Origin of the sequence: Hadarchaeum sp. (SeqCode) (assembly GCF_049969415.1) — an archaeon.
Taxonomy (GTDB): Archaea; Hadarchaeota; Hadarchaeia; order Hadarchaeales; family Hadarchaeaceae; genus Hadarchaeum.
The window spans coordinates 1-11,297 of sequence record NZ_JBMFOX010000032.1 but is presented as its reverse complement, the minus strand read 5'-3'; the positions used below and the strand labels follow the sequence as shown (position 1 = coordinate 11,297).

The 11,297-nt window shown below is 50.8% G+C and carries 12 protein-coding genes; 6 read left to right on the top strand and 6 right to left on the bottom strand.

Features of this window, described 5'->3' with window-relative positions; genetic code table 11:
- Nucleotides 1-335, bottom strand: a 335-nt coding sequence (locus tag ACP5PX_RS06535; protein ID WP_428085169.1) for an IS110 family transposase, incomplete at its 3' end; no start/stop codon positions are given.
- 117 nt (nucleotides 336-452) lie between these two features.
- Between ACP5PX_RS06535 and ACP5PX_RS06530 the strand changes: the two genes are divergently transcribed.
- The 3 genes from ACP5PX_RS06530 (at nucleotide 453) to ACP5PX_RS06520 (ending at nucleotide 1,529) form a co-directional block, all read left to right on the top strand.
- A complete protein-coding gene (locus ACP5PX_RS06530) occupies nucleotides 453-638 on the top strand; it encodes a hypothetical protein (protein ID WP_428085168.1) in 186 nt (61 codons plus the stop codon).
- Between the two features lie 175 nt (nucleotides 639-813).
- Nucleotides 814-1,077: a hypothetical protein gene (locus ACP5PX_RS06525; RefSeq protein WP_428085167.1), complete on the top strand. Its 264-nt coding sequence runs from the start codon at nucleotides 814-816 to the stop codon at nucleotides 1,075-1,077.
- Between the two features lie 113 nt (nucleotides 1,078-1,190).
- Entirely contained in the window at nucleotides 1,191-1,529 is a 339-nt protein-coding gene (locus ACP5PX_RS06520; protein WP_428085164.1) for an integrase core domain-containing protein, read from the top strand.
- 72 nt (nucleotides 1,530-1,601) lie between these two features.
- Here the strand turns inward: ACP5PX_RS06520 and ACP5PX_RS06515 are convergent, their stop codons facing one another.
- Complete coding sequence (locus ACP5PX_RS06515) at nucleotides 1,602-4,016, bottom strand: plasma-membrane proton-efflux P-type ATPase (protein WP_428085162.1); 2,415 nt, start codon at nucleotides 4,014-4,016, stop codon at nucleotides 1,602-1,604.
- Between the two features lie 207 nt (nucleotides 4,017-4,223).
- On the opposite strand from ACP5PX_RS06515, the gene ACP5PX_RS06510 reads away from it, so the two are divergent.
- Nucleotides 4,224-5,222, top strand: a complete 999-nt coding sequence (locus tag ACP5PX_RS06510; protein WP_428085160.1) for an ATP-binding cassette domain-containing protein — start codon at nucleotides 4,224-4,226, stop codon at nucleotides 5,220-5,222.
- A gap of 2 nt (nucleotides 5,223-5,224) precedes the next feature.
- Nucleotides 5,225-5,989 carry an ABC transporter permease gene (locus ACP5PX_RS06505; RefSeq protein ID WP_428085158.1) on the top strand — a complete coding sequence of 255 codons (765 nt, stop codon included), beginning with the start codon at nucleotides 5,225-5,227 and terminating at the stop codon, nucleotides 5,987-5,989.
- A 94-nt stretch (nucleotides 5,990-6,083) separates the two neighbouring features.
- Here the strand turns inward: ACP5PX_RS06505 and mgtA are convergent, their stop codons facing one another.
- Nucleotides 6,084-9,065: a magnesium-translocating P-type ATPase gene (gene mgtA, locus ACP5PX_RS06500; RefSeq protein ID WP_428085156.1), complete on the bottom strand. Its 2,982-nt coding sequence runs from the start codon at nucleotides 9,063-9,065 to the stop codon at nucleotides 6,084-6,086.
- 358 nt (nucleotides 9,066-9,423) lie between these two features.
- On the opposite strand from mgtA, the gene ACP5PX_RS06495 reads away from it, so the two are divergent.
- On the top strand, nucleotides 9,424-9,804 hold the full coding sequence (locus ACP5PX_RS06495) for a glycosyltransferase 87 family protein (protein WP_428085153.1): 381 nt from the start codon (nucleotides 9,424-9,426) through the stop codon (nucleotides 9,802-9,804).
- 441 nt (nucleotides 9,805-10,245) lie between these two features.
- Here ACP5PX_RS06495 and ACP5PX_RS06490 read toward each other — a convergent pair whose 3' ends face one another.
- From ACP5PX_RS06490 to ACP5PX_RS06480, 3 genes are all read right to left on the bottom strand, one after another.
- Nucleotides 10,246-10,590 (bottom strand): TSUP family transporter, encoded by a 345-nt coding sequence (locus tag ACP5PX_RS06490; RefSeq protein ID WP_428085151.1) that lies wholly within the window; start codon nucleotides 10,588-10,590, stop codon nucleotides 10,246-10,248.
- 138 nt (nucleotides 10,591-10,728) lie between these two features.
- Nucleotides 10,729-11,001, bottom strand: coding sequence for a TSUP family transporter (locus ACP5PX_RS06485; protein ID WP_428085149.1), 273 nt, complete (start codon nucleotides 10,999-11,001; stop codon nucleotides 10,729-10,731).
- A gap of 43 nt (nucleotides 11,002-11,044) precedes the next feature.
- Nucleotides 11,045-11,179, bottom strand: coding sequence for a DUF357 domain-containing protein (locus ACP5PX_RS06480; RefSeq protein WP_428085147.1), 135 nt, complete (start codon nucleotides 11,177-11,179; stop codon nucleotides 11,045-11,047).
- Between the last annotated feature and the right edge of the window lie 118 nt (nucleotides 11,180-11,297).

Genomic DNA, 11,297 nt, shown 5'->3' with positions numbered 1-11,297 from the left:
TAGCAGATCGGCAGAAAGTTCATTCGGGTGAAGTGGGCTAGAAGTTCGCTGTCGACCTTGTCCGTCTTCACGTCCTCCGCCCTCTGCTTCAGCTTGATCGGATTTGCCAGCAGTGGTTCATGGCCGAGCTCCTCGATATAGTCTATCCACGGCCAGCAGAATCCCACCGACTCCAGTGCCACCTTGGTGCCTTTTGGCACACCCTCCAGGAACTTCTGGAGTTCATCCTTGCTCGTCGGAAACCTTGACTGTTTCACGATTTTCCCTTCCATCGTCATCACAGTCCCATGCGTTTTGTTCAGGTGCATGTCAAGACCTACTACCACTTGGGGCATGTTTTTCCACCTCCGAACATTTTTGGCTTGTCGGAGGTATTCAGGCTAGCCTTGCATACCAGCTTAACACCCGATTTTCCCTAAAAGCTCTACAATCCGATCACGGGAGTCAGACGCATGGCTGAACCCCTCCGCGGCAAAATAGACTTTGATCAACCCGGTAAGGTCAGAGGAAACTGGCTCCACGAATCAACCACTGGCCCCACAGTGGAGTGGGAAAAGCACTTGGCGTTCGTCTACGATCCCTATGATCCAAGCCAGATAAGGGTCTCGGTTGGAGACATTGCGCGTGCTATCTTTTAATTTCTAGACTTTAGCCCAACAAACAATAGAAACCTCAGAGGAGGTGAAGATGAGATCGTGGTGCATACGAAAGCACTACCAAGGGAGCGGTGAGAAGATAGCCGCGCATCTCCGAATTCCACGGAGCACGGCTTACTATTGGATTGAAAAGTACTAGGATTGCAGCAGAGAAGAAATGGCAAACAAACCAAACAAGTTGATGATGGTGATAGACGACCGTACAAGGAAGTTCGTGCTCGAGCTGAGGGAGAAGCACGATTGGGGTCCGTGCAGGATCGAGCGCTACATAAGAGAATTCGGACCCAGAGGAGTACCACCGCTAAGCCACAATTTGGTCTACCGCATCCTCGTCGAGGAAGGGGTTAACCAGCCGATAGACTTCATCGGAAAAACATGGGGGAAACGCAGGTTCGAAAGAATGCACTCAAACAGCCTCTAGCAGGCGGATTTCAAGCTCACGGAGGACGATCGATGAATGCTCACTCTCCTCGATGATCGACGAGATTTGTTCCGGGAGCCAGAATAGAGCACGACGCCACGACAGAGTTCGCTTTGAGGCTGTTCGGGAAGTGCGGGAAGAGGTACGGATTTCCCGAGCAGGTGCTGACCGACCAAAGGACACAATTCTACTGTGCTGATGAGGGCAAGGAACGCGGCGAGAGCGAGTTCACCCAGATGTTGAGGGAACTTGGGATCCAGTACATCTTGGCCAGCAAGCGCAGGCCAACGACCATGGGCAAGGTCGAGAGGTTTCATCGAACCTACGGGGAGGAAGCCTGGAGGTACAGGACGCTTGGAGCGTTTTTCCAGTACTACAACTACGAGAGGCCCCATCAGGCCTTGAGCTATCAATTCCCGGCGGAGGTGTATTTCAGGGATCCTTCAAAATGAGTGCAACTAATTAGGGATAATACAGTCCTGTAGAGTTAAGGACCCAACGTTTTGAGGTAAGTGGCACCTTTTTCACAATCCGAGTTTTTTGAACACATAGTACTTGAGTGGGTCAATGCCAAAGGTGAACAACATCGAGAATCCCAGAGCAAAGAGAACCTGATATAGGGGAATCGGCTGGATAATTATGCCGTAAACACCCAGTAGCGCAAAACCCATTACAGCCGCAACAGAGGAGATGAGTAACCCTTTGCTCGGAAGTGAGGACCAGAAATATCTCCTTTCCCTGACGATAATTACTCTAAATTGACTCGTGAATATCAGCGTCAGCGTCACTAAAGTGCGTAATTCATTCCATCCAAGACGGAAGTAGCTTATGGCGATCAGAATTACGAAAACACCCTCAGCAACGAGCAGCACTCCTATTACAAGCGAAGCCAATGTAATGTTCTTCACATTCCACTTGTTTGGGTTTTCGGTGTACTCCACATTGTCGGTTGCCAAAGACATTGTCGCGAAATCATTTGCGAATACTAGGAGAGACATACCCAGAAGCGTTATCACCACGTCGTGGAACCAGAAAAAGCCCAAGGTAAGCAGACCGATAAATTGGATCGTCTTAGTGACTTTGTTTATCACCCAAGTTAGCATTCGCTGGTATATCCGTCTGCTCGTCTTTATCGCGTCGACTATCGCTTTTGTGCCCGGTTCAGTTAAGACCACGCTAGCGGATGCTTTTGCCACATCAGTTGAGTTGTTCACGGCTATCCCCATCTCCGCCTGCTTCAAAGCTGGCGCGTCGTTTACACCGTCACCGGTCATCCCCACCATGTGTCCTCCGGACTGCAGAAGTTTCACTATTTTATACTTCTCTTCAGGATACACTTCAGCGAAACCGTCGCATTCTTCGGCGACTTTTGCCTGTTCAGCCTCGCTCAGGTCCTTGATATCAGCCATTCGAATAATTCTGTCACCTATCGATACTTCTCGGGCTATTTCCTTAGCTATGGCGATATTGTCGCCGGTGAGCATCATGGGTTTTATCCCAAGTTTCCGCGCCTCTTCTATCATCTCTTTTGAATCCGGCCTAACCGGGTCGGCCAGCGATAGCAATCCCATAAGTCGAAGGTTCTCCAAACCGCCGTCTTCAGACCTAGCCACGGCCAATACCCTGTATCCTTTTCGAGATAGTTCTTCCACCATTTTCTCCGCATTTTCCCGGACCTCTTTATCAATCTTTTCTGTCATGGAGATCACAATCTGTGGTGCGCCCTTGACGACCCAGAAGCGCTTCCCCTCGGCCTCGACAATCGCTTCTGATCTCTTGGTTATTGGGTCAAACGGTGTGAACGAATGCCGTTTATATGTGTTAAGATTGACACCCACGGTTTTGCCGTATCCAATAACTGCGAGATCTATTGGATCTCCATTTTCCTCAACAGAAGCCAAACTTGCCATCGCGGCTACATCTTCTTTTTTGTAGCCAGAAAATGCTATGCAGTCGACCACGGATATTCTGTTTTGCGTTATCGTGCCCGTTTTGTCGAGGCAAAGGACATCTATCGAGGCAGCATCCTCAATCGAACCTAGTCCAGTCACCAGCACGTTTCTCCTAGCGAGTTCCATAGCCCCAGCGGCTTGGAGTACGGTGAGTACAGCGGGCAAGGCGATGGGAATCGCCCCCATGAGGAAAGTCACGGCAAAAATCGGTATCAATAAGATGTTCAAGTTCATGAACACGGCATACGATGAAACTAAGATCAACGCAACCACGCCGAGGCACATCAAATATTTGACTATGGCGAAGATTATTTCCTCTTGATGAGACTTTGGCCTAGCAGTTTCGACTAGTTCAGCCGTCCGGCCAAAGTACGTGTTCGCTCCCGTATTAACCACGATGCACTTGGCTTTTCCCCGCCGCACAATGGAACTAGAATAGATGATGTCAGACCGGTGTAAATCTACCGGTAACGATTCCCCGGTCAAAGCCGATTGGTCGACCGAAACTTCGCCGCTCAAGATCTTGGCATCAGCCGGCACAATATCGCCCAGCTCAACGAAGACGATGTCTCCTGGCACGAGCTCCTTAGCATCTTTTGTGCACCATTTACCATCCCGCAATACTTTTGCCTTGATCGCCAGCTTTTTCTTTAGGAGTTCCAATGCTCTCCGCGAACGAGACGCGTGCAGGTAACCTATGATGGCATTTATCGTGAGCAAAATGAAAATTATCGCCGCTTCAAGATAATGGCCTAAGACGAACGAAAGAAGCATCGCCAGCTCCAACAACCATGGCATGGGGGCCCAGTAACGCGATAAGAACTCAAGGAGCGGGCTCTTCTTTTTCTCCGCCACCTCGTTATATCCAAACACTCCGATTCGATTCATAGCCTCAGATTCCGCGAGACCGTTCTCAGTCGAGTCCAGCAGTCTGATGGTTTCTTCAGGCGATAGTTTCCTATACTCTGAAGTTGTTTTGATTTCCAAGGCGACACCCCCTTTTAGCCAACCTAACATCCTTCATTAAACTTAAATTTGTGGTATACGACCGGCAAAAAAATCTCGATATCAATTGGTGTTGACGGACGCGAAATTGTCGATTAAATCTCGTGGTCATAAGATGAGGTGCAAAATCAAAACAATTAAAAACGTTTATTGTCCACATATCAAACATAAATTTGTTTTGTGATTTCCATGAATCTGGCAGTCGAAGTTAGGGGCCTTGTCAAGATCTATGACCACCGGGTCGTGGCCTTGGACGGTGTCGATTTGCAGGTTGAGGAGGGCAAGATTTTTGCCCTGTTAGGCCCCAACGGCGCGGGCAAGACTACCCTGATGAGGATATTGACCACCCAAATAAAGCCAACCTCAGGCGAAGCCCGTGTTTTTGGGCTAGATGTTTCGCGCGCTGGTGCCGAGGTCAGGAAACTTATAAGCTACATTCCCCAAGAGATGAGCGTCTGGACTGACATAAGCGGCTACGAAAACCTCCTCATCTACGCCAAGATCTACGGCATCCCGCCCCACGAAAGGAAAGCGGTCATTGAGGATGCCTTGGAAAAGATGGGTTTGCGCGAAGTCGCAAACGACCTCGTCAAGAATTATTCCGGCGGGATGCTCAGGAGACTTGAAATCGCTTGCACTATTTTGGTCAAACCCAAGATCTTGTTCCTAGACGAGCCAACCATCGGTCTGGATCCCTCTGCCAGAAAGGTTGTCTGGGAAGAACTCTCCTCCATCAGGAGAGAGTACGGGACGACGATCTTCTTCAACACGCATTACATGGACGAAGCCGACCTTTACTCGGATGAAATAGCCATAATAAACCAGGGGAAAATCATGAAGCAGGGCACCGCTGAAGAGCTTAGGCGTTCAGTTGGTGGGGAAGTCGTCCAGTTAGAGATAAAAGGCGAAAAAATCAGCGGGGAATGCTTGGACAAACTCAGGGCGCAGAGCCCGACAAACGATGTGACCGAAAGCGATTCTAAAATTAGCCTCGTGGTCGAGGACGCCGAAAGAGCCCTGCCAGATATCATGGAAATCTTGAGGGCGGGAGGTGTCTCTGTCGAGAAAATCTCCGTAACCAAACCGAGCTTGGACGATGTCTTTCTGAAGTACGCTGGAACTAGACTTGAGTCGCGTGAAAGGATCAGCGATGTGAAACATGTAAGGCGCATGATTGGAAAGGGGTAGGCATGATGGATTCGCTGAGGAACATGCTCGCCATGATAGAGTTGGAGCTCAGAAGACTCAGGCACGATAGGACGGAGCTTTACACCAGGGCGGTTCAGCCCATATTGTGGATTGTCGTCTTCGGCCCTGTCATGGCCGCCGTGAAGGCGATACCAACGGGGGGCATGTCCTATATAGCCTACATCACCCCGGGCGTTCTTATCCAGTCGACAGTTTTTGTCAGCATATTTTACGGTCTGACCATAGTCTGGGAGAGAGATTCCGGCATCCTGAAGAAGCTCCTCGTCACGCCCGCTCCCAGATATGCCACCGTCATAGGCAGATCGATGGCCGCGGGCGTCAGGGCCGTGTTCCAAATACTGATAATTATCCCGGTAGCCTTGCTCATGGGGGTCAGATTCGTACCCAACGCTTTTTATTTTACCTTGGCTTTCCTGATAATATTCTTCGCCTCGGGAGGTTTTGCTGCGGTGTCCCTCTTCGTCGCCTCTTTTATGAAAACTAGAGAGAGATTCATGGGATTGGGTCAAGCAATCACTTTCCCACTCTTCTTCATGAGCAATGCGTTGTATCCGATCAGCATGATGCCCCCTATCCTGCGAGAAATTTCGCTGTTTAACCCCATGAGCTACTTGGTGGACGCCGTGAGGGGGCTGACGATAAGCGGAGACTTGTCTGGCCTTGGATTTGATCTGCTCGTGATAGCGCTTTTCGATGTGACGATGTTCGTCATAGCCTCGATGAATTTTAGGCGGATCATCGAGTAAGCGGTGCTAAAAATTAAGTCGCCTTGCGTAAATTTAGCAAGTTCAGTGACCTAATTCCTCACGCTGCGCGCGGTAAAACTTCACGTGAACGAGATCACCTCTTGCTTTGTGGGGCAAGTAAACCTTGAAAATCTGGATTAATTTTCCCGTATTTCGATTTCACCACGCGGCCCATTCGACGCCAATTTTGCGCTATCCTTGGCCACATCGGTCCTCCAACCACATATTTTATCACATAATCTCTCATCGCCTCCTGACGGGCGATCAACCTCTTGTGCCAGTCTATACGGATAACCCCTGCCCGTCGCAAATGGTTGAGCCCCTGCACTAAACGTTCTGGTTCGAGGGGATAGCTCGTGCCTGTTTTCAGATCTTCCAGCAGAGAATCGATGCTCATCTCACTTTCCGGGCGAAGGGCGATGACGGCGACCATATCTTGGATTAAAACCGCAGTCCTACCCATGTATGGGATGGTCTCGGCCGGGGCTGAAACCTGCTCCAGAAGAGCGGAGTATCTCCCGTAGAACCACCTTTTCACTATCTCGACCAGAGCCAAGTAGGAGACCACAAACCCTGCCAAAAAGGCGTAGAACAGTGGCGGGGGCTCCACAAATCCGAACAGTTTTCCCACTGGGGTCAGGGGCACCAACAGTGCGACCCCTAAGACGCTGACGCTACTCACGAGTAAGGCCTTACTTGGCCTGCTCTTGAAGGGTGGCATCCGCGTTCTTATGACGAATATCACCAAGGTTTGCGTGAACAGGGACTCTATGAACCAGGCAGTTTGAAACACTGGCTCGATCGCACTGAAGACCAGTATCATCAGAAAGAAAGTCAGGAAGTCGAAAACGGAGCTTATGGGCCCCATGATGAGCATGAATCTTCTTATGAATGCAACATTCATCTTCTTGGGCTTTTCTATGTACTCCGGGTCAACGTTGTCGGTGGGTATTGTGAACTCCGACAGGTCATAGAGCAAGTTGTTGAGGAGTATCTGTGTCGGAAGCATTGGCAGGAAAGGCAGGAACAGGGAAGCACCCGCTGCACTGAACATGTTGCCGAAGTTAGAACTCGTTCCCATCATTATGTACTTCATGGCGTTTCCGAAGGCCTTCCTCCCCTCAATGACCCCGTCGTTCAGAACTTTGAGATCAGACTGCAGGAGGATTATGTCTGCTGACTCCTTCGCAACATCCACCGCGTTGTCCACTGATATGCCAACGTCGGATGTCTTCAAAGGTGGTGCGTCGTTTATACCGTCCCCCATGTACCCAACGACATGGCCGTTTTTCTTCAGCGCGAGGATTATCCTGTCCTTCTGAACAGGAGTAACTCTAGCGAAGACGTTGGCCTCCTCTACGACCCTAGCCAAAGCGTCATCCTGCATCTGGTCGATTTCGTTCCCCAAAACGATTCCCCTGATTTCGAAGTTCAGATATTCGCACACCTTTCTGGTGACTATCTCGTTGTCACCGGTGATGATCTTCAGATCCACCCCGTGTTTTCTCAACAATTGGATCGATTCTCTGGCAGTTTCCTTTGGCGGGTCGATGAAAGCCACGAATCCAAGGAAAACCATCCCGGCTTCATCGTTCACCGAGTATACCTGTTTCTCTCCGACCATCTTGTAAGAAACCCCTAGGGTCCTGAACCCCTCGGAGCTGAGGTCATAATATTTCTGCTCTATCCTGTCGCGTAAGGCCCTGGTCAGCTCAACCATTCTCCCGCCAAACTCACAGCTGGAGCATGTCGTCAGAATTTCTGGGCTCCCCTTGGATATCAGGATACGTTGACCTTCGCGCTCTACAACGACAGATATCCGCCTTCTCGAGAAGTCGAATGGGATCTCATCTATCTTCTGATATCCTTTCACATCAATCTCTTCGTGCTTCAGTATTGCCTCATCGAGCGGACTCTTCAGTCCGGTCTGGTGGTAGCTGTTGAGGAATGAATAAAGGAGCACCTTGTCGTTGTCCTTACCTTCCAAGTCCACATGCAGCACGAGCTTTATCCTGTTCTCCGTTAGCGTGCCGGTCTTGTCTGTGCACAGGACATCCATGCTTCCGAGGTTCTGAATGGACGACAGGCGCTTCACGATTACGCCCTTCCTTGACATTGATATCGCGCCCTTTGAGAGGGTCAACGTGATTATCATGGGAAGAAGTTCAGGGGTCAGGCCGACTGCTAGGGCTACGGAGAACAACAGGGATTCCAGCACGTTGCGTTTGTAAAGGGCGTTAATCAGGAAAACGAAAAGGACAAGCAGGAAGGTGACCTCCACTATCAGAAATCCGAACCTCCTAAGTCCCCTCTCGAATTCCGTCTCGGGCGGCCTTTCGGCAAGCCTTCTCGCGATCTTTCCATATTCGGTGGAATTCCCAGTATTGACGACAACTGCAGTTGCCGCGCCGCTGACAACAGATGTCCCCAGAAAGAGGTAGTTGTTCCACTCGGTAATGGGTGCCCCCTCAGTTGTAGGAGGATTTGGTGTTTTTTCGACTGGTAGCGATTCCCCGGTGAGTACCGACTGATTTACGAAGAGGTCTTTCGCGGTTATGATCCTTGCGTCCGCGGGGACGATGTCACCAGCCGATAGGTAGATTATATCACCAGGGACGATCTCTCGGAGGTCCACCTCCTTCTTTACGCCATCCCTGAGCACAGTCGCTGTGGTAGTTACCTTCTTCTTGAGCATCTCAGAAGCTTTATCGGCTCGAGACTCCTGATAAAAAAGGAGAAGGGTGCTCAGGAGCACTATCACGAATATTATGATGGCGTTGGTCAGCTCTCCAAGAAAGCCGGAGATCAAACCGGCGATCAGCAGTATGATCACCAGCGGGCTCCTGAAATGAGATAGGAATTCGGCGAGGGCAGTCCTTTTCTTCCTGACGAGTTCGTTGTATCCGTATATTTTAAGGCGCTTTTTCGCCTCTTTGGATGTGAGCCCTGACTGAGAGGTTTTCAATCGAGCGAGCGCCTCATCTATTGACATAAATAAGATTTTTTCCGGGTTCTTAGACCCTGAGTTCTCCTTCTTGACAGCATTGATTGTTTTATCATTCATGGCCTCGACCACAAATAAGCGCTGACGTTTGGTGGATTTAGGGCTTGTGAGCATCAGTTTGGTGATGGAAGGATATATACGCCTAACCGGCCCGGCGTTGATCCCAATCAGAGATAATTGGAAATTTGATGACCGATAAGGATACCTCTTTAGCTTCGTTAAACTCATGATGGAGTCATCTTTTGGAATCAGAGTTTATGTACATCTGGGAGCGGGAGCGTCTGTGAACCGGTCATCCCAAGGTCCCTTATCTGGATCACAACTTGGAGTACCCACCCACCATCGGCCTGATCGTCTGGGCCGCGAGTTCCTTCGGAAGTGAAGTCGCCTACCACGCCGTGACCACTGTCCTCATGTACCCTTCGCGCTGATGACGGTCATTTCGCTCTACCTCACCTGCAAGGCCAAGAAGATAGACACCAACCGGATCCTCTTGTTTTGCGTCCTCACCCTCTCGATGATATGGTTCGTCTACTACAATTGGGTCATCGTCGCCGTAGGATTCATGACTGCCGCGATTTATTTCTGGCTCAGAAAACGCGCAAAGCTTTCTAGCGTATTTCTCGGCCTGGGGGCGGCGGCCAAACTCATACCCTTGGTCCTCCTTCCGGTGTTCATGCAGCAGGGGAGGGGAGGGGCCAGGCGCTTTCAGATAGCGGGCATAACTCTAGGGGTTTTCTGGCCTTCAATCTCCCATTCATGGTCTGCAATTTCAACGGCTGGCTGTGGAGCTATTCCCATACCTCCGTGAGGGTTAATGAGAACTCTTTCTGGCTATACTTGTTTGGCTCCTACGAGACATTCTACTCTCGCGTGGGCCCTGCTCTTCTTATCATTTACCGCCCTAGTTTTGACAAGAAAAACTGACTTTCTTAGAAAGTCCTGGGCGATGATGGCCGCCCTCCTAGCAAGCACCTATATGTTCCCTCCTCAGTTCAGCCTCTTCCTCCTGCCCCTCCTAGTGCTGGTGCCGGTGATGTCCCTGCCTTCTTTTACACTTTGAACTAGCGAACGTTTTCATCATAATTTTCTGGTTTAACCAGTATGGGTTGTATCCCAGCGGCCCCATAGATCCCGCGAGTCCCGTCCAGTGGATAGCCACGTTCAGACAGCTTTTGCTGATGCTCTTACTCATAAAATTCCTCCTTCCAAAGCTCTTGAGGGGAAGGGGCCGGTAGTACTCAAATTTGACCTAGAGGAACGGCACCAGCAGCATCCGCAGCCCGACGAAAATTATCACAGCTCCTAGGATTTTTCTCAGTGCGCCCGCCCGCACGCGCCCGGAGAGGTAAGGGCAGATCTGTCCACCCAACACGCAACCAATGGTGAGCGGGATGGCGTAGCCAAGGAGCACATTTACCAAGAACCGGTGGGGGAGGACCGCCGCAACGGTTGTGATGGCCATCCCGAACATGGCTCTCCCGGCTGAAAGGTGTATGGACATCCCAAGCAGAAGTATCATCACTGCCTCATCGATTATCCCGCCCCCGACGCCAAAAATCGCGGAAACCAACCCGCTCATAAAGCCCCCTGACATGCAGTACACGACCATCCGTGAGGTCAGGGAAATTTATGCTCCGGGGGAACTTTGCTGCGGGAATTCCTTTTCGCGGCGATGTAAACCGCGATGAAAAGGAGGAGCCCTCCAAACATCCTGCAAGCCATCTTGATGCTATCAGCGTGGTGAGGTACGCCCCACCACCGCGCCGGGGACATCGAGGGTATCCAGCAAAAGCCCAACCCTGTAGTTGATTTTGCCTCTCACAGCGTAGGTAAGGGTCGCTGATATCGTCGTGAACATCACGGCGAAGAGGCTCACTCCCACGGCTTGTTGTGTTGTCAGACTGAAGAGGAGGACGAGCGCCGGAACGATGAGGACCCCTCCCACCAGCCCCACCATCGAGAAAACCGTAGCGATGAGCAGGCTAAGGAGAATCAACTCTATCATTTGCCTGCCTCGGTCCTAAGTAGCTCTAGTTCCATGCCGAGTTCTAGAATCGCCTAGGCCAGATCAGGCACTCGAAGCTCTTTATCAGCTCACCGCGCCGGAGGAAGTGCTCTGAGTCCTGGCGGTAGGCCCTGATGTTCCGGAGCATCTTCTCCCCTCCCTCGCTCGAGGGTTTCACGGGGGCAGGGCCTCATCCAGCTTATTTGACCATTTCCCTGTCTCCAGCAGTCCCGCAAGTGTTTTCGACTCTTCGTTTCCACCGGGCGTCTTCTATGGAAGTGCACCCGGTGCACCTT

Bases quoted from the DNA above. Each gene is read 5' to 3' on its own strand.
- ACP5PX_RS06485 (WP_428085149.1), bottom strand. From the start codon at position 11,001: ATGATAGAGTTGATTCTCCTTAGCCTGCTCATCGCTACGGTTTTCTCG.
- ACP5PX_RS06510 (WP_428085160.1), top strand. From the start codon at position 4,224: ATGAATCTGGCAGTCGAAGTTAGGGGCCTTGTCAAGATCTATGACCAC.
- ACP5PX_RS06495 (WP_428085153.1), top strand. From the start codon at position 9,424: ATGACGGTCATTTCGCTCTACCTCACCTGCAAGGCCAAGAAGATAGAC.
- ACP5PX_RS06525 (WP_428085167.1), top strand. From the start codon at position 814: ATGGCAAACAAACCAAACAAGTTGATGATGGTGATAGACGACCGTACA.
- ACP5PX_RS06490 (WP_428085151.1), bottom strand. From the start codon at position 10,590: ATGTCAGGGGGCTTTATGAGCGGGTTGGTTTCCGCGATTTTTGGCGTC.
- ACP5PX_RS06505 (WP_428085158.1), top strand. From the start codon at position 5,225: ATGATGGATTCGCTGAGGAACATGCTCGCCATGATAGAGTTGGAGCTC.
- ACP5PX_RS06530 (WP_428085168.1), top strand. From the start codon at position 453: ATGGCTGAACCCCTCCGCGGCAAAATAGACTTTGATCAACCCGGTAAG.